Source organism: Alicyclobacillus macrosporangiidus CPP55 (assembly GCF_000702485.1).
Lineage (GTDB): Bacteria > Bacillota > Bacilli > Alicyclobacillales > Alicyclobacillaceae > Alicyclobacillus_H > Alicyclobacillus_H macrosporangiidus_B.
Genome location: NZ_JNIL01000001.1, coordinates 3,545,495 through 3,569,381, shown reverse-complemented (window position 1 = coordinate 3,569,381; position 23,887 = coordinate 3,545,495). Strand labels below are relative to the sequence as shown.

Below are 23,887 nucleotides of genomic sequence, written 5' to 3'. Positions count from 1 at the left end.
TGTAAACCGGCGCGCCGGCGCCCTGCGGCCCGTATGGGCCGAGGACGGGCGGCCAGGGGCTCCGCGTGCTCCATCACGCCGTTTCTCCGCCGCCTTCGTCCTCGAGCGCGCGATCGATGGCCGCGGCCACCTCGACTCCGAACAGCATCACGATGCTTCCGATGTACAACCACAACAAAAACAACATCACCGCGGTCAGGGTCCCGTACACCAACTGATAGCGGCCGAGGGCCAGGCCCGCGTACCAGAGGAACAGCTGGCGCCCTTTGTCGAGCAGAATCGTCGCCGTGAGCGCGCCCGGCACGAGCGCCACCCATGGCGGTTTTCGGGAGGGCAGGTAGCGGTACGAGACCGTGAAGCCGAGAAACAGCGACAGCGGGAACACCACCCGCGACAGGCCGTGCAGGACGTACAGCGGCACGGCGAGGGCCGGATTGTCTGTGACAAACCGGTGCATGGCGGGGTACACCGTCATCACCAGGGCCGATCCCAGTCCCAGGAGCAACAACACGCACAGCATCAGGAAGGCGATCCACCGGCGCGCCAGGAACGAACGCTGCGGAGACTCCCAGATGACGTCCATCGCCTGCTGCACAGCGATGAAGCCGCTGGTCGCCGACCACAGGAGGGTGATGGCGCTCAAGACCCCCACCCGGGGGCCGGCCGCCGACAGCCACCCGATGTTGACCTCTATCACCTGTTTCTCTTCTTCCAGGGCTGGAAAATACGGATGCAACATCGACGTCAGCAGCTGGGCCATCTGCGCATCCGGCACCAGGCGCGAGACCGCGTAGATGATCAGGAGCAGAAGAGGAAACAGGGAGAAAAAGGCGTAAAACGAGATCACCGCCGCCAAGGAGGCGATGTCGTGCCTGGCGACGGACGTCGCCAACCCCCACAGGAGGGACCCCGCCGCCCGCAGGACCTCGACGAGCCCCTTCGGGTTCCCCGATTTCATCGCGGCCACAGCTCCAAACGTTCCAACACCGTCTCAAACGCCTCCGGCAGCGGCGCCTCCACTTCTGTGCGGCCACCGCTGTACAGGTGATGGAAGGCCACCCATCGTGCGTGCAGCGCGTGCCCGCCCGGCCACCGAACGGCGCCCGCCCCCGGTCCGCCCCCGTACAACACGTCCCCGACCACCGGGCAGCCACGGCTGGCCAAGTGGACGCGGATCTGATGCGTGCGACCGGTCCCAAGGCGGCACTCAACCAAGGACACCCAGCCGTTCGCCTGACGGACCGCGGCGAGGGTAGCGTATTCGGTACGCGCCGGTTTCCCGCTGGGCGAGACACGGTACCGGCCGGCCACATGCCGGTCCCGTCCAATGGGTGCGTCGATCACGCCGCTCTCCGGGATCAACCGCCCCGCCACCAGGGCCCAGTACACCCGAGTCAGGGCCCCTTCCGCCAGCTGCTGATCCAATGCCCGCGCCGCGTAGGCGTGCTTGGCGTAGACGAGCGCGCCTGTGGTATCGCGATCGAGCCGGTGCACATGACGCGCCCGCCGCCGCAACCCCTGCCACTGCAGGTGCCACGCGACGCGGTGATCCATGGTGTCCGAATCCTCCGGCCCGCCCGGGTGCACCAAGACACCCGCGGGCTTATGGACGACGAGCTGATGGTCGTCTTCGAACAGCACCTCGACGGGCGGCCATCCCGATGCCCCCTCGGGGATGCGTTCGATCAGCGGCTCGTCCTCCTCGACACCCCCGGTGAGGCGCACCCGCTGTCCGGAGACCAGCGGATCCTCCGGACCAGCGGGCGCATGGCCGACGCGGACGGCGCCGTCCCGGAACAGGCGGCGGATGAATCCCTCCGGCAGCGACAGAACGCTCAGCAGCTTGCGGCACGGCGCGCCGGCCATCTCCCCCGGCACCTTGACCACCAACGCGTCTCCCTGCACGGCGACCTCCATGATCCATCCCTCCAGCATTCAGCATGGCCATCCGCCCCTGCTGGCAACCTGCGGGGTGGGGCACGAACGCCCATGTCGGGTGCAACAAAAAACGCGGCCGTACACCCGGCCGCGTTGGAAACCGTTCACAGGATGAACCCGGATGGGCACAGGTTCAATAGGCCTCGACGTTCTCCACCTCCGGGACCTGCGCCTTGATGGCCCGCTCCACGCCCATCTTGAGCGTCAGCACGCTCGCAGGACACCCGACACAGCTCCCGGTCAAAGCGACGTAGACGGTCTTGGTCTCGTCGTCATACGACACAAACTCCACATCCCCGCCATCCATCTGAATGGCGTCCCGGATGCCCGCCAGCGCCTCCTGGATTCGATCCTCAACCGACATCGCAGATCCCTCCGCCCTTTATGTTACTGAATCCGTGCGATTCTTGACAAGCGGCTGGCGTTCCATCTTCCAGAGCGCCTGCTGCAGGAGCTGCGTCCACGACACCCACCCTGCGCCGGCCGGCCCCGGCCGCAGCCCAGCCGCCCTCGCCCGTCTTTCCATAGAATAATACGCCAACACCCCAAGGACGGGGAGGACCGAGCAATGCCCGGGTTTGACCGCTTCAAGTGGATCCCGATGATTGTCAAAGCCTACAATCAGGCGGTCCAGGCGACGCAGGCACAGCGGCGTGCGACACTGCCACAGGATGCCAGCGACGGTGCGCGCAAAGCCTGGCGCGACGCTGGGGGAATCTCCAGGCCACCGGCGCGAGGATTCGCCAGCCGTACAGCGAATCGCCAAACCGCCCGCTCCCAGAACCGGTGGCACGCCCCGCAGCGGCCGCCCGTCCGGTCCACGCCGGCTGCGTCCACGGCCTCCGCACGGCCAGGGGGCTCAGTTCGGCGAAAACCTCCCGCTTCGGCGCGCCCCGGGCATCCACCCGCTCCCGGCGCATCGGCCGCGTACGCGAAAGTGTTGCAGGAGTTGCGCGAGACCCGGGAAAAGTTGGCGCACTTAGAGGCCATTCACCAACAGCTCACCCGGATGCACGCCGAGCTGCAGGCGCAGCTGCACGAACTGCTGCAGCGCGTGGACAATCGCCCCAGCCGAGCAGGAGAAGGGAACCCGGCGAATCTTCAAGGCTCGGCGCGGGAATTCCTCCCGTCGAGCCCAGCCGTACCGAACCCCGGTGTGTCAAACGGAGGCGGTACCGGCCTCTGACCCCTGCGCGCCACCCGCCTGCGCCTGCTCCGTGTAAGCCTTCCAGCACCCCGGATCGTGGGGCGGGGCAAGGAGACCGGTGGCAAAGGCGATGCTCTCCGCCGTCGTGCGGCCGACGAACCGGAAGGTCTCCTGCAAGACGCGCAGGGGGTCGGGACAGGACGCCAGCCCGTGAAAAAACGCTGCCAGAGATCCGTGCGTTTCCGCCAGCTGCAGCGCGATGCGGGCGTTTTCCACCGCGGCTTCAATCTTCTTGCGGTTGCGGATGATGCCGGGGTCAGACAGCAACCGGCGGACGTCGTCGTCCGTGAAACGAGCGACGGCGCCAGGCTCGAAGCCGGCAAACGCCCGCCGGAAGGCCTCCCGTTTGTGCAAAACCGTCCGCCAGCTCAACCCGGCTTGAAAGGTCTCGAGGACGACGAATTCGAACCATCCCGCGTCCGATTGCGGGGGGTGTCCCCACTCCTCGTCGTGATACCGCGCCAATTGTTCGTCCGTCACCCACCGGCAGCGAGGCTTGTCCTCCACCGACGCCATTCGCCCGTCCCCCCGAACCTGTTATTCGCTTTCCATCCCGGTTTCCGCGCTTGTCCACCAAACGACGCTCGGGAGGCGGCCGCACACTCGCCGTACGGCCACCTCCCTTTCACATGGGCGGGACACCCACCGGCATTCCGGGTGCCTGTTGGGCGGGCTGCACACCCGTCCCAGGTGCTGGCCCTCCCGAACGGGCCACCCCTGCCACAGGCTTTTGAAAACAGATGGAGTTGGGTGCGACCCGAAATTGCTCAACGAAGCCCAGCTTACGCGTGAAGGCCAGGCTTCTTTCGTTGTTGGCCTGCACGAACACCTCCATCGTATGCACGCCGTTCGCCCTGGCCTGATCCTCCATGTGCTGCATCACGCGTGTGCCGATCCCCTCGGATTGATGAGCGGGATCGATCACCATGGCGCTGACGTGCATCTTTCCGTCCGGGCCGATGAGATAGGAGTAATACCCGATCGGTTTGCCGTTTTTTTCCACAACCACGGTAGGCGCGCCGGACCTGAGATACGCAAGAAACTGTTCCCTCGGAAACGGTGCCCCGAACGACTGTTGATGCACATCGCCCAACTGCGCTTCCGTCAACTGCATGATGAACGCATCGTCGCCAGGCTGTCGCGCCCGAAACGTCAACAGGGCCTCTGCCGGTTTGCTGGAGCGCGCACCATGCGTTCGGCGCTTTCCGGTCTTCCGTCCTCCGGTCTTGGCGCCTGCCCGTCCGGCGCGCTGCGCCGGCCCGGACGCCAACACCGCCGAAACGCGAACCGCCGGACGGCCCCGGGTGTGTCCCTTTCCCTTTGCCCGCATCTGCGTGAACCTCCTCTGCCAAACTCCGAGATGTTCACCACAGCTTATGCGCGCGTGCGGGCGGTTGCCATGTCGAGGTGCGCCGGCAGCAGGCCTGACCCGAGGCGGCCGCCCTGAAATCGGCGACCGCCCGGTGATCTCTATCGATTATCCGTGTCTCCGTCTTTGCCGCGCCGGACCAGGCGCACGAGATTGCGCAAACGGCCTCTTTCCTCCTGGGGATTCGCATGGCCGCCCCGCGAGCCCTGGCCCCCTTTTGCACTCTGGCTCGCCGCTGCAGACTTCTTGCTTTTGGCGGCCCCTTTGTCAGTCCCCTTCTCCTTCGCCTTGCTGCGGTCCTTCTTGTTCTCCTTCACAGGAGGCGGTGCCAGCACGTAGCCGATGTAATTGCCGGCGATGTCCATCTTGTACTTGTGGTTCGGTTGAATCTTGTCATACTCCGACTTGGTCGTCTGAAAGGTCACCGTCTGCATCCGGCTCATCTGGATGCCCCGCATCGATTGCGAGACGTTGACCCGCCCCACCACCTGGTAGGTCTTAAAACGGGCAAACTTCAGCCAGCCGGACTGCGGGCGTTCGCGCACGATGCGCTTGTGCAGCACGAACACCTCACGGCGCTCCTTTGCCGCCTCGTACTGGGCGTCAAACTCCTTTTGCCGCTTCCGGGCATACCTGTACATCCATATGTACAAACCCGTCAACACCAGGATGACGACAACAATCCAAATCCAGCGCACCCCATCTTCCTCCTGAACCCGGGCCCCGAGGCCATGGTCACGAACCGTCGTGTCTGTCCTATTCTAACATCTTCCCAGGCGGCTGACCAATCCCGCGTCGCGGTCATCCGGCGGGTTTCGCATACCGCTTGGGGAACCGCTTCATCCCGACGGACGGGTGGAACATCACCTCCAGCTCCTCCTCCCCGCCGTCGGAGGCCGGCCACACCGCCGTCACGATGCCCTCGCCGAACTGAGCGTGGCGCACCCGATCCCCCGGCTTCCACGTGTACAGCTCGGCGGCCGTCAGCGACTGATGCACGATGTGCGTCGCCGGCAGCTCCGCCAAGAACCGCGACGGCTCGCGAACCGCCACCTGCCCGTACAGCGTGCGCTCCGTACAGTACGTCATGTGCAGCACGTTCTGCGCCCGGGTGATGCCCACGTAGCACAGGTTGCGCTCCTCCTCAATGCCCAGCGCATCGTCCATCGAACGGGCGTGCGGGAAGACTCCCTCCTCCATGCCGATCATGAACACCACCGGGAACTCCAGCCCCTTCGCCGCGTGCAGAGTCATCAGCCGCACCGCGTTCTCAGGCTTTCCCTTCTCTTTGTCGACGTCGCTGAGCAGCGCCACCTCCGCCAAGAACTCCAGAAGGCTGCCCTGCCGGCGGCGATCGAAGGACTTCGTCACGCTGAACAGCTCGTCGAGGTTCTCCAGCCGCTGCTGATCCTCCTTCTTGGGGCTCTCCGCGTACATGCGCCGGTAGCCGGTGGCGTGCAGCACCTCGGCCAGAAAATCGCTGACCGGCATGCCATCCATCCACACCATCAGCTCCTCCATCATCGCGTGGAACTGTTCGGCGGCCTCTGCGGCCTTGTCGCCCACGCCCGCCTCGCGCGCCCGGCCGAGGGCGTCGAACAGGGTCAACCCCTCCCCGTGGGCGAATTCCAACAGCTTGCCAACGGTCTGTTCCCCCAAGCCCCGCTTCGGCGTGTTGATGATGCGCAGCAGCGAGATCTCATCCTTTGGATTGGCGAGCACCCGCAGGTAGGCCATGACGTCTTTGATCTCCCGGCGGTCGTAGAATGTCAGGCCGCCGACGATGGTGTACGGGATGGCCTGCCCCATCAACGCCTCCTCGATCAACCGGGATTGAGCGTTGGCGCGGTAGAGCACCGCGCAATCCCCATAGCGCCCACCCGCTTCCACGTGCATGCGGATCTGATCCGCCACATAGCGGGCCTCGTCCTCGCCGTCGGTCAACGCCGTCACGCGGATGGGCTCCCCGCGGCCGCGGACGCTGCGCAAATTCTTCTCCTTGCGGCGCGTGTTGTGGCGGATCACTTCATTGGCCGCCTCGAGGATGATCTCGGTGGACCGGTAATTCGTCTCCAGGGTGATGGTCTTGCAGTCCGGATAATCCCGCTCGAAGTGGAGGATATTCGTGATATCGGCGCCTCGCCAGGCGTAAATGGCCTGGTCCGAGTCGCCGACGACGCACAGGTTGCGATGCTTGCCTGCGAGCAGCCGGACCAGCCGGTACTGGGCGTGATTGGTGTCCTGGTACTCGTCCACGTGGATGTAGCGGAACTTGTCCTGGTAACGCTCCCGCACATCGGCCCGGGTTTCGAGCAGTTGCACCGTATGGCCGATGAGATCGTCGAAGTCCATCGCATTGGCGGCGAACAGACGCTTCTGATACAGTTGGTACACCTGTGCGGCCACCTGGTCGCCGAGGCGTTGGGTGTCCTTGGCGCGCAGCTGACCCGGCCCGCGCAGTTCGTTCTTCCACCGGGAGATGGCCGCCTGGATGGCGCCCGCATCGAATTTTTTGAGGTCCAGGTTGAGGTCGAGCATCGCCTGTTGAATGGCGCTCTTTTGATCGTCTGCGTCGAGGATGGTGAACGCCGGAGTGTACCCGATCCCTTCCGCCTCCCGGCGCAGGATCTTTACGCACACGCTGTGGAACGTGCCCATCCACAGATCGTCCGCCTGCCGGCCGACCAGCGCCCGGATTCGCTCTTTCATCTCGCGCGCCGCCTTGTTGGTGAATGTGATGGCGAGCACGTGGTGCACCGGAACCTGATGCGCCTGCAGGAGGTAGGCGATCCGCCGGGTCAACACGCTCGTCTTCCCGCTGCCTGCGCCCGCAACCACCAGGAGCGGGCCTTCGACGGTCGTCACCGCCTGACGTTGTTCGGGATTGAGCCCGTCCAGCAAGTCAACCGCCGCGGCAGGGGTGGCTGTCATCGCTGGCCTCATTCGGTCTTCGCTCCTCTCGCTTGTGGATGTCCGCACGAGACCTTGTCCACTGAATGCGCTGACAGACGTCCAGCATACTGCCTGCCGGGACGAACGGTCAAGCGCGAAGGGACGCGGTGCGGAGGCGGGATCGGCGGGGATCCGGGCGGACCAGCTTGCCAACCCGGCAAAAAACGTTCATCATCGTAAGTATCATCGCCCGCTGACGGCGGTGGAGGAGGTCACCGATGCGGACAGAAACGAACCAGCAGGTCATCCCGGCGCCGGTGCACGAGCGGAATCGAATCGCCGAGCACGTGCGGGAGATCCTCCGGTTGCTCGGCGAAGACACCACCCGTGACGGCCTCGTGGATACGCCCCTGCGGGTGGCCAAGATGTACGAAGAGATGCTCGGCGGCATGCGCATGGACCCGGAGAGCGTGCTCAGCGCGACGTTTGACGAGACGGCGCAAGGTCCGGTGATTGTCTCCGACATCACGTTCTACAGCCTGTGCGAGCACCATATGGTGCCGTTCTTCGGCAAGGCCCATGTCGCCTACCTCCCGTCGCGGACCATCGTCGGGATCAGCAAGATCGCCCGCCTGGTGGACGTGTTCGCCCGCCGGCTGCAGGTCCAAGAGCGTATGACGGAGCAGATTGTGGACACCATCGACCGGGTGCTGCAGCCCCACGGCGTGATCGCGTTGATTGACGCGGAACACACGTGCATGTGCGCGCGCGGGATCCGCAAGCCCGGGTCGCGCACCATCACGGTCGCGACCCGCGGCGAGTACCAGCATAACGCGGATCTGCGGCGCGAGTTCCTGCAGATGATCGGCCGCGGCTGATCCATTGGATGGAAGATGGAAAGTGGCCGGATCTGCTGGGATCCGGCCACCGCTCCCACGCCCCGCCTGCATATCAAGCGGGCGCTGTCTCCTTCGCCTCGCTGTACAACGCTTCAATCTCCTTCGCATACAACGCCAACACGTTGCGCGCGCGAATTTTCAAGGTCGGCGTCAGCAGTTCATTCTCCAACGTAAACGGTTCCCGTGCCACCAACACCTTTTTCGGCTGTTCGAACCGGGCGAATCCGGCCGTCGCCTGTGTCACCTGGGCGAGCAGGAAATCGGCCAGCTCAGCGTCGTCGGACCACTGCGCGCGCGGCAAGTGCCGCCCCCGCTCGGCCAACCACCGGCCGACCGCCTCCTCGTTTGGCACGACGATCACGCTGACGTACTTGTACCCCGCCCCGATGAGCAGCGCCTGGTCGATGTACGGGTTCTGCACGATGGCCCCCTCGATGGGCGCCGGCGTGACCTTCTTGCCCGTCGAGAGCACCAATAAGTTCTTTTTGCGGTCGGTGATACGCAGGTATCCGTCCTCCGACAGTTCCCCGATGTCTCCGGTGTGCAGCCAGCCGTCGGCGTCAATCGCCTCCCGCGTGGCCTCCTCGTTGTGCAGGTACCCGGGCGTTACGCTCGGCCCCCGCACCAACACCTCGCCGTCTTCCGCGATGCGCACCTCGAGGTTCGGCAACACCTTGCCCGCCGTGCCGAGCCTGGGTTGTTCCGGGAAGTTGGCGCTCACCACCGGCGAGGTCTCCGTCATCCCGTATCCTTCCGCCACCGGCACGCCGATGGCGGTGAAGAAGCGTCCCACGTACAGGGGCATCGGCGCCCCGCCGACAATGACAGCCCGAATCCTGCCCCCCAACGCCTGGCGAACCTTGCGCAGCACCAGCCGGTCGTACAGCGCCAATTCCCACGCCGGCACCGGCCGGCCCTCGACGCGCGCCGCCGTTCCCAAGGCCAGCGCCCGCTCCATCATCCGCCTGCGCAGCCCACGGGCCGCCTGGATCCGGGCCTGCACCGCCTCGTACACCTTCTCGAGCAGCCGCGGCACCGTCGTGAACACCGTCGGCGGCATGCGCACAAATTCCTCCGTGATGTACTTCATCCCGCGCGAGTAAGCGATGGACGCTCCCGCCTGCAGGGGGACGAACTGCCCGGCGGTGCGCTCGAAGATGTGGGACAGGGGCAGATAGGACAGCGATCGATCCTCGGGACGAATGCGCACCACATGGCGGATGCCTTCCACGTTGGCGACCAGGTTGCCATGGGTCAGCTGAACCCCCTTTGGAAACCCGGTCGTGCCCGACGTGTACACGATGGTCGCCACGTGCTCCGGCGGCAGGGCACGCCAACGCGCTTCCCACTCGGCGTCCGTCAGGCCCGCACTCCCGCGCAGCCAGTCGCGCAGCCGGTACACCGGCCAAAGCGCCCGCGCCCTTTCCAGTGGCCCGTCGGCGACCTCGTCGAGCACCACGACGAACTCCAGCGCGGGCAGATGGGCCTGCTCGGCCACCACCTTTTCCAACTGTTCGGCGTTCTCCACGAACACCGCACGCACGCCGGCGTGTGCCAGGATGAATTGCACCTGATTGGACGGGACGCTTGGATACACGGGCACCGTGTGCGCGCCGAGGCTCATGATGGCGAAGTCCGCAATCGGCCACCAGGCCCGCGTGGTCGCGATGAGACCGACGAAATCGCCCCGCCCCACCCCGCATTCTGCCAACCGGGACGCCACGCGGTGGATGTCCCGCCACAGCTGTTCATAGGTCCACGTGGCGTAGCTGCCGTCTTCCAGCGGATCCCACAGCGCGGTGCGCTCTCCGTACCGTTCCACCGACGTGTAGAGCATTTCCAGCAAGTTTCGCGCTTCCTGCATAACTCATGCGCCTCCGGGACAGGATCCAGGCAAACATACCCGTTTTCCAATTTTTCCAAACCCACGATCACGTTGGACGACGCTTGCACCACAGAACCGGATTCACCCGGTCGCCACCCGGGTATCAACCGACCGGTCGGCCGGTTATGGACATGCCCGTCCCCGGGGAAGCGATTTCACCGAATACGGTTACATTCGCGACACGATTCGACATTCCTGCCTAGCCTGTGAAAAAATCCGCACATTTCATCCGGATCGGCAGGAGTCGTTAGAGCGGCCTGGAATGCAAAGGGGGATGTCGAGCGTCATCGCGAGCGACAGGAGGGATTGAGAATGCTTCATCCGAAATGGCGTATGGGCGCGGCGGCGCTTTTGTTCATCGGACTGGCCGGCTGCGGATCGGCCGGCAACACGACCAACGCGGCCAATGAAGGCAACCGTTCAGCCGGGACCGCGGCAGGAAAACCCCAATGGTCCCAGCCGCCGGCCATGCAGATCGACCCGGCCAAACAGTACGACGCGGTGTTCCACACCAACTACGGGGATTTCACCGTATCCCTCTTCGCCAAGGAGAGTCCTCGGACCGTGAACAACTTCGTGTTCCTGTGCGAACACCACTTTTACGACAACGACAAGTTCTTCCGCATCATTCAACCGTTCATGATCCAGACAGGCGATCCGCTCAACAACGGCACCGGCGGCCCCGGCTACCAGTTCGCCGACGAGTTGCCGCCCAAGCACTCGTACACGCCGGGGATCGTCGCCATGGCCAACGCCGGGCCGAACACCAACGGGAGCCAGTTCTTCATCTGCACCGGCCCGGACGCCAAGGCCCTCGATCAAAATCCGAACTACACCCAGTTCGGGCAAGTGACGAGCGGCATGGACGTCGTGCAGAAGATCGCCGCCATCCCCGTGACCAACAACCCGATGACCGGCGAGCGGAGCTTCCCGACAAAGGACGCTGTCATCAAGACCATCGACATCCAGGTCCATTGATCTGGCGATACCGGCGTCCGCAGGAGGGATGTCTGTGAAACGAACCCACTGGATTCTCGTCGCCCTGGTGGTGGTGGCGCTCATCTTCTTCCGCCGCGGCGGGCCGCCCAGTCTGGCGATGCCGCCGGAGGCCCGTCACCAGGGCGTCACCGTGCAGATCCCGGTGACGATGACCCCCGCCGAAACCTCGGAGGAACACTGGAATCTGGCCAAGCGCGGCGGACAGACGTACGTCGTCCAGGTCTCAGAGGCCCGGCGCGTAGTGGGCGAGTTCCCCGCAGAAAGCCCGATCGGCCAGGGCCCGCAGGGGACAGACTACCGGGCTGGCGGGCGGGTACAGCTCGACGGAACCTGGTACCGGGCCGAGCGCATCCACGTCAACACCGACGGCCAGTCCGGATACCTGGTCCTGGTGCGAGAGCAGCCCGGCAACAGCCAGCCCTGAGCCTCACCGACCCGATTCGCGCAGCGCCTCCTCCACCATCCGGGAGAGCGGTTCGAACTCAATCAGGAACGCGTCGTGCCCGTACTTGGAAGACAGCTCCCGGTAGCGGCTGGCCACCCCGCAATCGGCTGCCAGGCGGGCCGCCCGCCGCAAGTCCCTCGGCGCGTACAGATAATCCGTGTCGATCCCGATGACCGTCAGCCGGCCCCGCACTTGGCGCAGGGCGGCCTCTATCCCCCCGCGGCCCCGGCCGATGTCATGGCTGTCCATGGCGCGCGTGAGGTACAGGTAGCTGTTGGCATCGAATCGGCGGTTCAGTTTGTCGCCCTGGTGCCGCAGGTAGGATTCCACCAAGAAGCGGGGCGACGCCAGCGCGCCCTCTGCCGCCTCGGCCGTGCGGCGGCCGAACCGCTCCTCAAACAGCAAGTCCGTGCGGTAGGTCAGCATCCCGATGGCGCGCGCCGCCGCGAGCCCCGCCTGCGGCGTCCGCCCGGTCCCGTAGTACTCCCCGTTCTGCCAATCCGCGTCCGCCATGATGGCCATGCGCATCGCTTCGTTATACCCGATGCCGAGCGGCGGGAAGGCAGGGTGCGCCGCGATGGCGATGGTGTGACGGACCCGTCCGGCGGCCATGACGGCCCATTCCCAGGCCTGCATCCCGCCGAGCGATCCGCCGATGACGAGCGCCACTTCCCGCACGCCGAGCGCGTCGAGCAGTCGCATCTGCACCGCGACCATATCGCGCACCGTCACCGCGGGAAACCGCATGGCATAGGGCCGGCCGTCCTCCGCCAGATCGCTCGGCCCGGTCGATCCCGCGCACCCGCCGATGACGTTGCTCGCGATCACGAAGTACCGATCCGTATCGATGGCCCGCCCTGGGCCAATCAGGCCGGACCACCAGCCAGGGCGCCCGCCGCCGTCGCCGGCGTGGGCGTCCCCGGTCAGGGCGTGGCAGACGACGACGGCATTGTCTGCCGCCGCGTTGAGGCGCCCCCACGTCTCGAAATACACCCGCACGCGCGGCAGCAGCACCCCGCACTCGAAGGAGACGTCGTCCAGGTGGAGCCACCCACAGGCGTGCTGTCCGGCGTCTTCGGCCGGCCGATGCCCGCCGCCGGATACCGCCCACTGCAGGGCGGCCGATCCGGTCGTGGGCCGGACCTTGAGCGTTTCCGTCATGCACCGCACCTCCCCGCCTCCGAGATTCCGTCCGATCAGCGATCTGAACCGGCCGCGGCAGCCTTCAGACCTGCGTCGAGATCGTCCAAGAGATCCTGCACGTCCTCCAATCCCACGGACAGGCGCACCAGATTCGGGGTCACGCCGGCTGCACGCTGTGCCTCCTCGGACAGCTGCTGGTGTGTCGTGCTGGCCGGGTGGATCACCAGGCTGCGCGCGTCGGCGACATTGGCGACGTGCTTGAACAGGCGCAGGTTCCCGATCAACCGCTTCCCTGCCTCCACCCCGCCGCGGATGCCGAAGGTGAGGATGGCGCCCTGGCCGCGCGGCAGGTACTTTCGGGCCCGCTCGTAGTAGGGGCTGTCGGGCAGACCGGGGTACTGGACCCACTCCACCTGCGGGTGCTCCTTCAGGAACTCGGCCACGCGCAGGGCGTTTTCGCTGTGCCGCTGAACCCGCAGCGCGAGGGTCTCGAGGCCCTGGATGAACAGGAAGGCGTTGAACGGCGAGATGGCGGGCCCGATATCCCGCAACAGCTGTACACGCGCCTTGATGATGTAGGCAGCAGCGCCGACGTCGCGCACGTACGACACCCCGTGGTAGCTCTCGTCCGGCTCCACCAGCCCCGGGAAACGGCCATTGTCCCACGGGAAGCGGCCGCTGTCGACGATGATGCCGCCGATGGAGGTACCGTGCCCGCCGATGTACTTGGTGGCGGAGTGGATCACGATGTCCGCGCCGTGCTCAATCGGCCGGCACAAATACGGGGTGGCAAACGTGTTGTCCACAATGAGCGGGACCCCGTGCCGATGCGCGATGTCCGCCAAAGACGCGAGATCGGCCACGTCGAGGCGCGGATTCCCGATGGTCTCTGTGTACACGGCTTTTGTGTTCGGCCGGATGGCCGCCTCGACGGCGGCAAAGTCGTCCGGATCGACAAACGTCACCTCGATGCCCGCCTTCTTCAAGGTGTGGGCGAACAGGTTGTACGTCCCGCCGTACAGGTTGGACGAGCTGACCACGTGGTCCCCCGCGTGAGCGATGTTGAGGATGGACAGGGTGATGGCCGCCTGGCCGGACGCCAGGGCGAGCGCGCCGACACCGCCCTCCAATGCGGCGACGCGCTGTTCGAACACGTCCTGCGTGGGGTTCATGATGCGGGTGTAGATGTTGCCCGGACGCTTGAGCCCAAACAAGTCGGCGGCGTGGTCCGCGTCGTCAAAGGTGTACGACGTGGTTTGATAGATGGGCACCGCGAGCGCCTTGGTCGCGGGGTCTCCGGTGAACGCTCCGTGCAACGCGATGGTCTCGAATCCGAGGGGTCTGTCCGCCATCTCGCCAACTCCTTTTCCCTTGAGGTTGAAACGGCCTGCGAGGCCGGGCCGCCCGCAGCCAGACGCCGCGGCGGCCATGAAAAAACCGCTCCGAGAGGAGCGGCGAGCCGGCCAATGGGATGGCGGATCAGGCACACTCCTCTCATCTCTCAGCCCGCGCCGCGGGCTGCAGGAATTGGCACCTCTTCGGCGAGCATTGCACTTCGCCGATGGTTGCCGGGCTTCATTGGGCCAGTCCCTCCGCCTCTCTGGATAAGAGCAGTCCTGCCTATGCGGTTTTTTGTTAGCGGTAATATACCACCGGCCCCGGCGTCTGTCAATTGCGAGAACAACTGCGAAGCCCGCCGAAACCCCCGTTTGCTTGACGCCGTGGACGAGGATTGGTTTAAATAAGAAAGATGTCAGTCTGAAAAGGGGTTTCCTTTGATGACTTCTTCCACTTCACCCATCCAGGCCATCATCCTCGCGGCCGGACAGTCGGCACGACTCCGTCCGCTCACGGATGACCGGCCCAAGTGCCTGTTGCCCATGGGACCGAAGACCATTCTCGACTGGCAGCTGGAATCCCTGGCCGCCATTGGGGTACGCGACGTGACCCTGGTCGTCGGCTACCGGCGGGAGATGATTCAGGCGCACGTGGCCGAGCATCATTCCGCGATGCGGGTGACATACGTGATCAATGACGCATACAGGCACACGAACACGCTCTTTTCCCTGCGGCGCGCCCTCGAGACGTACGACGGCGATTTTTACTATCTGAACGCGGACGTGGTCTTCGACGAACAGATCCTGCGCCGGCTTTCCCCTTACGAGGAGGGCGGTTTTCTCGCGGTGGACCGCAAGCAGTGCCGCGAGGAAGAGGTGAAGGTGTTGGTGGAGGGCGAACAGGTGACCGCCATCGGCAAACACCTCAACCCGGACGCATGCTTCGGCGAATTCATCGGCGTGGCGAAGTTCAGCGGCGCCTTTGCCGACCGGTTCCGCGCCTCCGTGCTGCGCGAGGCGGTCGCCGGCAACGAGATGAAGTTCTTCGAACACGCCCTCGACGTGATGCCGGACAAGACCGGCCTGACCGCGGTGGATATCACCGGTCTGCCGTGCGTCGAGGTGGATTTCCCGGAGGACTACGAGTACGCGGTGCGGGAGGTCCTGCGCACCTTCAGGACGGTCGGCGCGGATGAGTGAGTTCCGGAAGATCAACGCCTGTGCCAAACGGCCCGTGGACATCTGGACCAACTACCTGTACTACCCGTTCTCGCTGCGGCTCGTGTACCTGATCCGCAACACGCGGGTGACGCCCAACGCGCTGACGTTGGGGTCTTTGCTGTTGGCGCTGGTGGGATGCCTCTTTTACGCGCGGGGCGATCGCGCGGCGATTGTCACCGGCCTCGTCCTGGTCCAGGTCTCCTACGTGCTCGACTGCGCCGACGGACAGCTCGCCCGTTACCGGCAGCAATACTCGCCCATCGGGGGCTGGCTCGACCAGGTGGCCGACCGGGTCAAGGAATTCGCCCTGTACTTCAGCCTCGCGTGGGGTTACGTGCGGGTGCATCCGGAGGGCGGTCGCATCTGGCCGTGGGCCATGGTGGCCCTGTTCGCCTTGTACCTCCTCGAGTATCTCGGCCAGATTGAGATGTTCCGCGTGAAGGGACGCGTTCGCCAGGTGAACGAGAACGGCGTGCCGGTGGAGGCGGAGCCCGCCCCCGGCGCGGATGACACGTTCCAGAAGATGCGCCGCTGGCGGGCCTTCGTCCCGTTCCGCGGCTTCATCATCGGCGAGCAGTACTTCGCGCAACTGGTGTTCCTCGCCTTCGGTTGGGTGTACTCGTTTTTCATCTTCGTCTCCGTGCTCGGGCTCCTGATGGCGGTGTATCGGCCGCTGGTGCAGTTCATCAAGCATCGCCGCGCCACCGTGAATCCGCCACAACCATCCTGAAAGGGTGTCGCTATGGGAAGCGCGACTGTCGTCATCACCGCCGCCGTCCCTTGGGACGGCACCACCGCCCGCCCGCATCACTTCGCGCGCGGGCTTGCGGCGCGCGGTTGGGACGTGTTGTTCGTAGGCGCGCCCGTCACCCTGATTGCCCCGTTGAAAAACCCGGCGCTGCGGAGCCGCCTGATTCCCGCCGTCCCGGTGACGGAGGTTCCGCTCGGCGGCACGTGCGACGCGGACGTCCGTATGGGCCGAACGGGACGCCTAAGGGTGCTCGCTCCGTTCGCGTGCCTGCCCTTCCCGAACCTGTATCGGACGGTCAATCGGTGGAACCAGGCTCTGCTGGCCCGCCAGATTGAACACGCTGCGCCGGGCCCGTACGTGCTGCTGCCCCAGTTGCCCAACTCCGTCGACCTGGTGCCCGCCCTGCACCCAGCGGCGGTGGTGTACGACTGCGTCGACCTGCATGCCGGGTTCTCCGGCTTGGTGCGGCCGGAGGTGGTCAACCAGATGGAGGCCGATCTCGCGGCTGTCTCGCGCACCGTGATCGCCACCGCCGGCGCCCTCGCCGAACACATGCGCGCGCTGCACCCGGACGTGCGGTTGGTGCCGAACGCCGCCGAGATCGATCACTTCGCCGCCGCCGCGTCCGTCCCCGAGCACCCGCGCCTCGCCGGCATCCCCCGCCCGCGCGTCGCCCTCATCGGGGGCTTCGGCCACTGGGTCGACTACGGGTTCCTGCGCACCCTGGCGGAAGGGCTTCCGGAGGTCCAATTCGTCATGATCGGCCCCGTGGAGACGGACGTGTCGATGCTGTCCTCCTTGCCAAACGTGCACTTCCTCGGCCTGCAGCCGTACCGGGAACTGCCGCAATACCTGGCCGGGTGCCAAGCGGCCCTGGTGTCCTTTGTGAACACTGACCTCACCCGGAGCGTCAACCCCATCAAGGTGTTCGAGTACCTGGCCGCGGGCAAGGAGGTCGTGGCGACGTCGACCGACGAGATCGATAAGCTGTCCGATTACGTCTGGGTCGCCCGCAGCCCGTCCGAAGGCCTGGAGATGCTCCGCGGGGTCCTCGAGGGCGCCCGCCGCTGCGACGACGCGAAACGGCAGGCCTTCGTTCAAAGCAACTCCTGGGCAGCTCGCGTCCAGCAGGTGAACCAGATCCTGCGCGCAGCGCTTCCGGAGCATCTGCATCCCCAGGCGTGACCATCGCCCTCCCGCAGCGCAGGACCTGTGGGAGGCCTATGTGGGGCCACTTTGTCACAGAAGGGTGTGTGCGGCGGGTCCCCTCTTCCAGGGTGAGTCAGGCAGGCTTATGCTTATGTCAGTAACGGGGCACAATAGCGACATAAGCTCCCTGTAACTTCAGGTCTGCTTGACTGTCAGCTGAACGAAAAATTGATGAGGGGTGTTCCTTGATGACAAATAGTAGAATGAATCCTAAGGTTGATGAATTTTTAAGTAAAGCTAAAAAGTGGAGGGAAGAATATGAGAAGTTGAGAAACATCGTTCTTGACTGTGAGCTGACCGAAGAATTCAAGTGGATGCATCCTTGTTACACGTTTGAGAAAAAGAACATAGTTCTAATACATGGATTTAAAGAATATTGTGCGCTTCTGTTTTTCAAAGGTGCCTTGTTACAGGATGCCCATGGGATTCTAGTCCAACAAACGGAGAATGTACAGGCGGCGCGCCAGATTCGGTTCACCAATGTTCAAGAAATAGTTGAAATGGAAACCATCTTGAAAGCCTATATTTATGAAGCCATTGAAGTTGAAAAAGCCGGTTTGGAAGTGAATTTTAAAAAGAAATCAGACTTCATAATTCCCGAAGAACTTCAAAATAAATTCGATGAAATCCCTGCCTTGAAAACTGCTTTTGAAGCATTGACGCCGGGACGGCAAAGAGCATACATTCTTTATTTTTCTGAACCCAAACAATCCAAAACTCGACAGTCAAGGGTTGAAAAATGTTTGCAGCAAATTCTCAATGGAAAGGGATTAAATGATTAGTATATTCTCCTTGAACTAACGGTGGCGTTAACGATACAAGGAAATGCCGACTAAGCTGAATAAATATAAAAAACGCGGTATATCGGAGCGCCGCGTTTTTCTGTATTTTTAAGTTCCGGATAACAGTAACCATACGGGGCCCCCAGATCCCAGGCCGAAGGAACGGTCCAGTTGGCCCACACATCACTAACTGACGACGTGTGATCGACGTACCCTGCCCACCCCCGCGAGGTCACGCTTGTTGTCGAACTAGCAATTGAGCTGTCCTGAGCAGTTTACCATTTGCATACGTCTTGGTGGCACTGGAGCTTTTCGCATATCTTGGTGTTACAGCCAACGTATAATGGCCATAAGTTGACGGTGTTTGTTGTCCGGAAACTGACGGATTCGGTGGCCATGGCGGATGAACGGGGCAACTCATCCGAGTTGCCCCGCTGCCACTGCAGTTTACACATAGATCTTGGCGTCGTAGGTTGCCGCTTTTCTTAACGTGAGCACCGTTGATTTGCCATCCGTCGACCCGGGAAAGATGATGCACCAACTGCCTGCCATGTCCATCTCCAGCCGTCCCCATACAAACTGCCTGCCTATTCGCAAACCAATCACTTCTCCACAGTGCAAAGACACGGAGTCGTCCCCACACTGAACCGAGAACCGGTCCCACTGTCTGTCGTAACGCAGGGTGCCGCGCTTTGCAGTTCGCCTGGTCATGTCAACTCCCCCTGTATGACCAGATTCACGATGTGATCATCAATGATCCGGTGCTTCGTCTGGGCACCGTACATGAGGCAGTGCGTGCACACCTTGTTGATCATGCGTGCTGCGCCACTGGAGAATCGATAAACCTCATCGATGGCCTTGTCCGAGAAAATATCGTGCTCGGCCCCGGCATAGGCCAGGTGACGTCGGATGTACTCACCGACCTCTGCCCGGTCGTAATACGGAAGCTTGCACTGTATGTCGATTCGTTGGCGGATGGCGGCGTACGCCTGGAGGTTTAGACGCTCCCAGAGTTCGCTCTGCCCGACCAGGATGAGCGCCATGGGGCTTTGCGCGTCCATGCGGAAGTTGAGCAGGAAGCGCACCTCCTCCAACATCTCTCGGTCGAGAAGATGAGCTTCGTCTACGACGCAAACGGGCTGCACGTGGTGAATGCCGCGCATGAGTTCTATCTCGCGATGCAACTGTCGCTTTGCGTCGCCGCGGTAGAACTTGGACTCACACCCGAGCTGCTCTAACAGTCCTTTGTAGAAGTGGCGAGGCGTGAGTTTCGAGTCTGACAGGTAGAGGACCTGGTACTTGGCACTATCCAGTGTCTCCGCAAAACGGCGAATGGTCGTGGTCTTTCCCGTTCCGCAGTCCCCGGTGACGACACAGAACAGTTGCCGCTGCGCCGCGTAGGAAAGCCGCCCCAGCGTGTCCTCCAACGATGGCGATGTGTAGAGCTCTCCGGCCGGAATGTTTCTGGCGAACGGGGTGTGCCTAAACTCGTAGAATGACTCAAACATCTCCCTTCACCTCGTTCCACGCGGAGGTGTAGGAGATGGCCCGTGCCTGTCTGTGTTGACGTTGCTCATGCTGTTTTTGCGCAGCGCCCAGCAGCCTGGAGGCGTCTGCTGGTTGGGGCCCCAAGTGTTCCGGCAACTTGGGTCGTTTGCCAGCCCGCTCACCGATGACCATGGGGCGAGCTTTCCACGGTTCATATCCCTCGTACTCGATGGTCACCTCGCTGATGTCTGCCGGATCGTAAATGACGTCCACCGTGCAACCGATGAACGACAACCCCACCTCATACTTCCGGTCCATGAAACTGATGCACCCGGATTTGTCCACTTTGCGCGTCTCGGCATGCAGGAACGCATTGGCGAGGACCTCCGGCTCGACAAATCGCAGCGCCTTACGGTCACTACGGTACGCCGTCTCTGGGCTTATGGACTGATTGTCTGTGGAAAGCGCGACGTGCGGCTTGTTCTGGTAGCATTCCGACAGCCATACGGAGAACTTCTGATTCAGTTCTTCCAGTGTCTGCGGTTTGTCCAGGGCAATCTCGCTGAGAAATGAATCGACCGTCCGATTGAATTTCTCTACCTTGCCCTTACTCTCGGCAGCGTACGGCTTGGTGTAGAGGAGCCGTATCCCAAGCTTGGAACAGGTCCGGGCCATCCAACGGGTTCGGTACTGTTTTCCGTTGTCGAAGTACACAGAATCCGGGGCGCCGTATTTCTGGATGGCTTGGCGAAAACAATCTTCCACGATGGCCTGGTCGAGGGTGGGGTAGAACTCGGCATGGAGTACGTACCGCGTGGCGTCGTCCAGGAACACGACGAGGTAGACCTGTTTCCTTGCGCCGCCAGGCCCGATGGGCAGATACGGGCCGAACTTGATGTCCGACTGCCACAATTCATTTCGATGCCGACGCTGAAACCGGCGGGCGGCTGTACCGGTTGCGGCGTACATCCGCATCTGACGGGAGCTATACCCCCGCTCTGCCAACTTCTCCTGCAGGGTGCTGCGCTTGATCTGGCCCGGCTTTGCATACCCCTCCCACTCAAGGATCTGAATGATTTGGGAGATGCTGCGCGTGGGAACCTCCCGTCGCAGCAAGATGGCCTGTTCCAGAAGCGACTCCGGGATGGCGTCTGGTCTTTGATACACTTTGGCTTTTGGCTTGAGGCCCTCGAAACCTTCCTTGCGGTACTGGGCCAGATACCGACGAATGGTTAGTTCTGAGAGACCCGTTTGTGCGCAGATCTCAGCCCTGATCTGTCGCGCACGGCCTGCATCCAGGCCATCTGCAAGCAGCCGAGACAGCATCTGCACCCGATTTGCGGCGATTTCCTCCGCCTTCCTCGAATCTTTCATGCCAACCACCTCCATTTTGGTAGGGTCAGCATGAACGTACAGTGACGAGACGCGGATCAACACGCCGAACGGGTATGTCTCCACAAATGTAGATTTGCAATCGGTCGGACAGCACGCGCCAGCCAACCGGGATGATGCCCAACAACCCGTCCGATTCGATGGAGTGCGGTTTGTGGATGAGCGGACGAACTCTCCACAGTCCACTGGAAGCGGTCAGCGATGGACTCCAGGCAGCCGGCGGCATATGGGGCAAAGACCTCAAACCACTGACGCCAGCGCCGCAGCGTTGATTCCTCAACGCAGGCAGGCGTCGCCTTATCCGTGACAGCATCCTCAATGACCTGTGCCTCGTGGCGGCGATAGGGAACCAGAAAGCTTGGCAGTTCGTGGTGGATCTTGTTGCAATCCCGGCAGCGCAGTCGGCGGATGATGAGTTTTACCTTGTTGCCGGAACTCTGAACCCAGGTCCTTTTCCGACTCCCGATGACGCGAAGCTCACCTTGGCAACAAGGGCAGGGGACATTCTCCGCACTCCGGACAAAAAACACCGGCGGTGTGGCTTTCAACAAGCTTAAAGTTTGATATACTGACCATATCCGAGTGATGGGACGCCCCTTGTGATGCTGTTGGCGCAGCACCACGTAAAGAGGGGCGTCTTTCCTTTCCTAGGATACGGCCATTTTACTCAGCAATTTTCGGACAGGCAATAACGTCAGCTTTCGGCCATTTCGAGATGGCTAAAACATCTTGGACAGCCAATCGAACGCAAGTTTCCGGGCAGATCCTACACCATTCGGTAAACTCATACTCAGCTCTCCGGCAGAAGAAGGCCGGACCACAACCGCAGAGATCGTGGTGGCGGGGGTTACGAATCCTGCCTTAACATCAGGGCACTGGTATGTGATCCAACAGGTTGGCCCAGGATACCAGATTCAGTTTCAATGGGATCGGTGAAAAACATCGGCATCCTCACACCAACACGCGACTTCAGCTTGAGTCAAGGGCTCCACCGTGATACACCCACTGCTGAAGTCCTGATTGTTGAAAGCCACCGCGGTCGACAGAAGAAAAACAGCCCCCATGCCGCCGATGCCCACAGCGGCACACGAACTACTTTGATTCGCCTTCCCTAGACACCCGTCCCGGGCATCCACGTGCGCCCGGCCGCCCGTTCAGCCGTCCGTTCCGCCGGCCGCCGCTTGCGCCTCCATGGCGGCCCGTTCGCGCAGTTCCACACGGCGGATCTTGCCGCTCGTGGTCTTCGGCAGGCTGTCGACGAACGTGATGGCCCGCGGGTACTTGTACGGCGCCGTCACCCGCTTGACGTGCTCCTGCAGCTCGCTGATCAGGTTCGGGTCATGTGCGTCCTCCGGATCGCGCAGGATCACGTACGCCTTGACGATGTGCCCGCGCTCCGGATCCGGAGCCGCCACCACCGCGCATTCGGCCACCTTGGGGTGCTTGACCAGGGCGTCCTCCACCTCGAACGGCCCGATGGTGTACCCCGCCGAGATGATGATGTCGTCCGAACGCCCTTCGAACCAGAAGTAGCCGTCCTCGTCCATGCGGCCCTTGTCGCCGGTGATGTACCACTCCCCGCGGTACGCCTTCGCGGTCCGCTCGGGGTCGTTCAGATACCCGCGGAACAAGGCCGGGTGCGATCGGTGCACCGCGATGTGCCCGATCTCGCCGACCGCGGCAGGCTGTCCGTCATCGTCGACGATCGCCACCGGCATGCCCGGAAAGGGTTTGCCCATCGATCCCGGTTTGACATCCATGTCCCGCAACGTCCCGACCAGCAGGGTGTTCTCCGTCTGGCCGTAGCCGTCCCGGACGGTGACGCCGTACACACGCCGGAACGTGTCGATCACCTCGCGGTTGAGCGGCTCACCGGCCGAGCAGGCGGAGCGGAGCTGCACCTGGTAACGCTCCAGTCCCCGGACCTTGGCCATCAGCCGGTACTCGGTGGGCGTGGCGCAGAGCAGCGACACCTGATACCGTTCCAGCAATTCCAGATAGCGCTCCGGTTGGAACCGCCCCTGGTACACGAAGGCCGTTGCCCCATTTCCGAGGACCGACACGAAGGGGCTCCAAACCCACTTGGCCCATCCGGGACCCGCCGTCGCCCAGGCCACCTCGCCTGGCTGCGCGTCAAACCAATACGTCCCCGCCACCCTCAGGTGCTCCAGAGGCCAGCGATAGGTGTGCACGACCCCCTTGGGGCCACCGGTGGTCCCGCTGGTGTACGACAAAAACGCCATGTCGTCGTCCGCCGTCGGCACGACGAAATCCGCGCTCGACCCCAACTCCATCGTATCCTCCAGAGACGCCCACTCCGGCACCGCACCGCCGACCGAGAAGAAATGGCACAGACTCGGACACTCGCCGCGGACCGCGTCGACCTCTCCCGTCAGTCTGGCGTGGGCAATCACGACACTGGCCTCGGCGTGCTGAACGCGGTAGCGGATGTCCCCCGCACGCAGCATCTCGGAGCTCGGCATCACGGTGGCTCCCAGCTTCAACAGCGCCAGGTACACCACGTACGGTTCCACGCCGCGCGGCAACAGGACCAACACCCGCTGCCCACGCCCCACGCCGACCCGCGCCAGGGCGCTCGCCAGGCGATTGGTGTCCCGCCGCAGTTGGCCGTAGGTCAGCCGCCGCTCACGCCCGGCCTCGTCCACGCACAGCACCGCCAAGCGTTCCGGAGCTTTGTTAGCGATTTCATCAACTGCTCTCGCGAAATTGTATCCCATCACAAGTCCCCCTCTTATAAGCCCGTTTATTCCGTACAGCATTCTTGACGACTGTGAACGTGTGCTCATGCTAGGGCTGCCCAGCTTAGACTCGCTCATTATAACACAGAGGATTCAGAGATTTGCATACGAATGTTTTCCATCTGAAACAATGACACGAATCATTTGACCTGCAATGCTAGCAGTATGGAA

The 23,887-nt window shown here is 63.1% G+C and carries 23 protein-coding genes and 1 riboswitch; of the genes, 8 read left to right on the top strand and 15 right to left on the bottom strand.

Going from position 1 to position 23,887, the window contains the following annotated elements; translation table 11 throughout:
* Positions 1-73 precede the first annotated feature (73 nt).
* From N687_RS0117595 to N687_RS0117585, 3 genes are all read right to left on the bottom strand, one after another.
* Positions 74-958, bottom strand: a complete 885-nt coding sequence (locus N687_RS0117595; protein ID WP_156040205.1) for a YihY/virulence factor BrkB family protein — start codon at positions 956-958, stop codon at positions 74-76.
* Positions 955-1,917 (bottom strand): RluA family pseudouridine synthase, encoded by a 963-nt coding sequence (locus N687_RS0117590; RefSeq protein ID WP_029423110.1) that lies wholly within the window; start codon positions 1,915-1,917, stop codon positions 955-957. The genes N687_RS0117595 and N687_RS0117590 overlap by 4 nt, the downstream gene beginning before the upstream one ends.
* Positions 1,918-2,071: 154 nt before the next feature.
* A complete protein-coding gene (locus N687_RS0117585) occupies positions 2,072-2,302 on the bottom strand; it encodes a NifU family protein (RefSeq protein ID WP_029423109.1) in 231 nt (76 codons plus the stop codon).
* A 204-nt stretch (positions 2,303-2,506) separates the two neighbouring features.
* Between N687_RS0117585 and N687_RS21470 the strand changes: the two genes are divergently transcribed.
* Complete coding sequence (locus tag N687_RS21470) at positions 2,507-3,124, top strand: hypothetical protein (RefSeq protein WP_035462475.1); 618 nt, start codon at positions 2,507-2,509, stop codon at positions 3,122-3,124.
* Here the strand turns inward: N687_RS21470 and N687_RS0117575 are convergent.
* The 4 genes from N687_RS0117575 to N687_RS0117560 form a co-directional block, all read right to left on the bottom strand.
* The gene (locus N687_RS0117575) at positions 3,098-3,661 is read right to left on the bottom strand and encodes a DNA-3-methyladenine glycosylase I (protein ID WP_051663406.1); all 564 of its coding nucleotides are present in this window, start codon (positions 3,659-3,661) and stop codon (positions 3,098-3,100) included. The genes N687_RS21470 and N687_RS0117575 overlap by 27 nt on opposite strands.
* 109 nt (positions 3,662-3,770) lie before the next feature.
* Positions 3,771-4,475 carry a GNAT family N-acetyltransferase gene (locus tag N687_RS0117570; protein WP_051663405.1) on the bottom strand — a complete coding sequence of 235 codons (705 nt, stop codon included), beginning with the start codon at positions 4,473-4,475 and terminating at the stop codon, positions 3,771-3,773.
* 140 nt (positions 4,476-4,615) lie between these two features.
* Complete coding sequence (locus tag N687_RS0117565; RefSeq protein WP_051663404.1) at positions 4,616-5,212, bottom strand: hypothetical protein; 597 nt, start codon at positions 5,210-5,212, stop codon at positions 4,616-4,618.
* A 103-nt stretch (positions 5,213-5,315) separates the two neighbouring features.
* Positions 5,316-7,445, bottom strand: coding sequence for an ATP-dependent helicase (locus N687_RS0117560; protein WP_029423105.1), 2,130 nt, complete (start codon positions 7,443-7,445; stop codon positions 5,316-5,318).
* Positions 7,446-7,684: 239 nt separating this feature from the next.
* On the opposite strand from N687_RS0117560, the gene folE reads away from it, so the two are divergent.
* Entirely contained in the window at positions 7,685-8,284 is a 600-nt protein-coding gene (folE, locus tag N687_RS0117555) for a GTP cyclohydrolase I FolE (protein ID WP_051663403.1), read from the top strand.
* A 73-nt stretch (positions 8,285-8,357) separates the two neighbouring features.
* On the opposite strand, the gene N687_RS0117550 is transcribed toward folE, so the two are convergent.
* Positions 8,358-10,169, bottom strand: a complete 1,812-nt coding sequence (locus N687_RS0117550) for an AMP-dependent synthetase/ligase (RefSeq protein ID WP_051663402.1) — start codon at positions 10,167-10,169, stop codon at positions 8,358-8,360.
* A gap of 333 nt (positions 10,170-10,502) precedes the next feature.
* Between N687_RS0117550 and N687_RS21465 the strand changes: the two genes are divergently transcribed.
* A complete protein-coding gene (locus tag N687_RS21465; protein ID WP_035462474.1) occupies positions 10,503-11,168 on the top strand; it encodes a peptidylprolyl isomerase in 666 nt (221 codons plus the stop codon).
* A gap of 34 nt (positions 11,169-11,202) precedes the next feature.
* Entirely contained in the window at positions 11,203-11,613 is a 411-nt protein-coding gene (locus N687_RS0117540; protein ID WP_029423101.1) for a hypothetical protein, read from the top strand.
* 3 nt (positions 11,614-11,616) lie between these two features.
* Here N687_RS0117540 and metX read toward each other — a convergent pair whose 3' ends face one another.
* Positions 11,617-12,795: a homoserine O-acetyltransferase MetX gene (metX, locus tag N687_RS0117535; RefSeq protein ID WP_081841531.1), complete on the bottom strand. Its 1,179-nt coding sequence runs from the start codon at positions 12,793-12,795 to the stop codon at positions 11,617-11,619.
* Between the two features lie 35 nt (positions 12,796-12,830).
* Positions 12,831-14,129: a bifunctional o-acetylhomoserine/o-acetylserine sulfhydrylase gene (locus tag N687_RS0117530; RefSeq protein ID WP_029423099.1), complete on the bottom strand. Its 1,299-nt coding sequence runs from the start codon at positions 14,127-14,129 to the stop codon at positions 12,831-12,833.
* A gap of 139 nt (positions 14,130-14,268) precedes the next feature.
* Positions 14,269-14,388, bottom strand: a riboswitch (SAM riboswitch).
* A gap of 167 nt (positions 14,389-14,555) precedes the next feature.
* Here N687_RS0117530 and N687_RS0117525 point away from each other — a divergent pair.
* The 4 genes from N687_RS0117525 to N687_RS0117510 all read left to right on the top strand — a co-directional run bounded on the left by N687_RS0117525 (position 14,556) and on the right by N687_RS0117510 (position 18,077).
* A complete protein-coding gene (locus tag N687_RS0117525) occupies positions 14,556-15,314 on the top strand; it encodes an NTP transferase domain-containing protein (protein WP_029423098.1) in 759 nt (252 codons plus the stop codon).
* Positions 15,307-16,065 carry a CDP-alcohol phosphatidyltransferase family protein gene (locus tag N687_RS0117520; RefSeq protein WP_051663401.1) on the top strand — a complete coding sequence of 253 codons (759 nt, stop codon included), beginning with the start codon at positions 15,307-15,309 and terminating at the stop codon, positions 16,063-16,065. The genes N687_RS0117525 and N687_RS0117520 overlap by 8 nt, the downstream gene beginning before the upstream one ends.
* Positions 16,066-16,077: 12 nt before the next feature.
* Entirely contained in the window at positions 16,078-17,271 is a 1,194-nt protein-coding gene (locus N687_RS0117515; protein WP_029423096.1) for a glycosyltransferase family protein, read from the top strand.
* A gap of 212 nt (positions 17,272-17,483) precedes the next feature.
* Positions 17,484-18,077 carry a YdeI/OmpD-associated family protein gene (locus tag N687_RS0117510; protein WP_029423095.1) on the top strand — a complete coding sequence of 198 codons (594 nt, stop codon included), beginning with the start codon at positions 17,484-17,486 and terminating at the stop codon, positions 18,075-18,077.
* Positions 18,078-18,524: 447 nt separating this feature from the next.
* Here N687_RS0117510 and N687_RS0117505 read toward each other — a convergent pair whose 3' ends face one another.
* From N687_RS0117505 to N687_RS0117490, 5 genes are all read right to left on the bottom strand, one after another.
* Positions 18,525-18,788, bottom strand: a complete 264-nt coding sequence (locus N687_RS0117505; protein WP_029420178.1) for a DUF5348 domain-containing protein — start codon at positions 18,786-18,788, stop codon at positions 18,525-18,527.
* Entirely contained in the window at positions 18,785-19,585 is an 801-nt protein-coding gene (locus N687_RS0117500) for an ExeA family protein (protein ID WP_029420177.1), read from the bottom strand. Before N687_RS0117500 ends, N687_RS0117505 begins: the two co-directional genes overlap by 4 nt.
* Positions 19,578-20,939 carry a DDE-type integrase/transposase/recombinase gene (locus tag N687_RS0117495; RefSeq protein WP_029423094.1) on the bottom strand — a complete coding sequence of 454 codons (1,362 nt, stop codon included), beginning with the start codon at positions 20,937-20,939 and terminating at the stop codon, positions 19,578-19,580. The genes N687_RS0117500 and N687_RS0117495 overlap by 8 nt, the downstream gene beginning before the upstream one ends.
* Before the next feature lie 56 nt (positions 20,940-20,995).
* Complete coding sequence (locus N687_RS24915; RefSeq protein WP_074956871.1) at positions 20,996-21,487, bottom strand: DUF6431 domain-containing protein; 492 nt, start codon at positions 21,485-21,487, stop codon at positions 20,996-20,998.
* Between the two features lie 624 nt (positions 21,488-22,111).
* The gene (locus N687_RS0117490; RefSeq protein WP_029423093.1) at positions 22,112-23,695 is read right to left on the bottom strand and encodes an acyl-CoA synthetase; all 1,584 of its coding nucleotides are present in this window, start codon (positions 23,693-23,695) and stop codon (positions 22,112-22,114) included.
* Positions 23,696-23,887 lie beyond the last annotated feature (192 nt).

Excerpts from the sequence above, each read along its gene's own strand:
- N687_RS0117515 (WP_029423096.1), top strand. The coding sequence starts at position 16,078 with ATGGGAAGCGCGACTGTCGTCATCACCGCCGCCGTCCCTTGGGACGGC.
- N687_RS0117525 (WP_029423098.1), top strand. The coding sequence starts at position 14,556 with ATGACTTCTTCCACTTCACCCATCCAGGCCATCATCCTCGCGGCCGGA.
- N687_RS0117495 (WP_029423094.1), bottom strand. The coding sequence starts at position 20,939 with ATGAAAGATTCGAGGAAGGCGGAGGAAATCGCCGCAAATCGGGTGCAG.
- N687_RS0117585 (WP_029423109.1), bottom strand. The coding sequence starts at position 2,302 with ATGTCGGTTGAGGATCGAATCCAGGAGGCGCTGGCGGGCATCCGGGAC.
- N687_RS0117520 (WP_051663401.1), top strand. The coding sequence starts at position 15,307 with ATGAGTGAGTTCCGGAAGATCAACGCCTGTGCCAAACGGCCCGTGGAC.
- N687_RS0117560 (WP_029423105.1), bottom strand. The coding sequence starts at position 7,445 with ATGACAGCCACCCCTGCCGCGGCGGTTGACTTGCTGGACGGGCTCAAT.
- N687_RS0117570 (WP_051663405.1), bottom strand. The coding sequence starts at position 4,475 with ATGCGGGCAAAGGGAAAGGGACACACCCGGGGCCGTCCGGCGGTTCGC.
- N687_RS0117500 (WP_029420177.1), bottom strand. The coding sequence starts at position 19,585 with ATGTTTGAGTCATTCTACGAGTTTAGGCACACCCCGTTCGCCAGAAAC.
- N687_RS21465 (WP_035462474.1), top strand. The coding sequence starts at position 10,503 with ATGCTTCATCCGAAATGGCGTATGGGCGCGGCGGCGCTTTTGTTCATC.
- N687_RS0117550 (WP_051663402.1), bottom strand. The coding sequence starts at position 10,169 with ATGCAGGAAGCGCGAAACTTGCTGGAAATGCTCTACACGTCGGTGGAA.
- metX (WP_081841531.1), bottom strand. The coding sequence starts at position 12,795 with ATGACGGAAACGCTCAAGGTCCGGCCCACGACCGGATCGGCCGCCCTG.
- N687_RS0117575 (WP_051663406.1), bottom strand. The coding sequence starts at position 3,661 with ATGGCGTCGGTGGAGGACAAGCCTCGCTGCCGGTGGGTGACGGACGAA.
- folE (WP_051663403.1), top strand. The coding sequence starts at position 7,685 with ATGCGGACAGAAACGAACCAGCAGGTCATCCCGGCGCCGGTGCACGAG.
- N687_RS0117505 (WP_029420178.1), bottom strand. The coding sequence starts at position 18,788 with ATGACCAGGCGAACTGCAAAGCGCGGCACCCTGCGTTACGACAGACAG.
- N687_RS0117590 (WP_029423110.1), bottom strand. The coding sequence starts at position 1,917 with ATGGAGGTCGCCGTGCAGGGAGACGCGTTGGTGGTCAAGGTGCCGGGG.
- N687_RS0117530 (WP_029423099.1), bottom strand. The coding sequence starts at position 14,129 with ATGGCGGACAGACCCCTCGGATTCGAGACCATCGCGTTGCACGGAGCG.
- N687_RS0117510 (WP_029423095.1), top strand. The coding sequence starts at position 17,484 with ATGACAAATAGTAGAATGAATCCTAAGGTTGATGAATTTTTAAGTAAA.
- N687_RS0117490 (WP_029423093.1), bottom strand. The coding sequence starts at position 23,695 with ATGGGATACAATTTCGCGAGAGCAGTTGATGAAATCGCTAACAAAGCT.
- N687_RS0117595 (WP_156040205.1), bottom strand. The coding sequence starts at position 958 with ATGAAATCGGGGAACCCGAAGGGGCTCGTCGAGGTCCTGCGGGCGGCG.
- N687_RS21470 (WP_035462475.1), top strand. The coding sequence starts at position 2,507 with ATGCCCGGGTTTGACCGCTTCAAGTGGATCCCGATGATTGTCAAAGCC.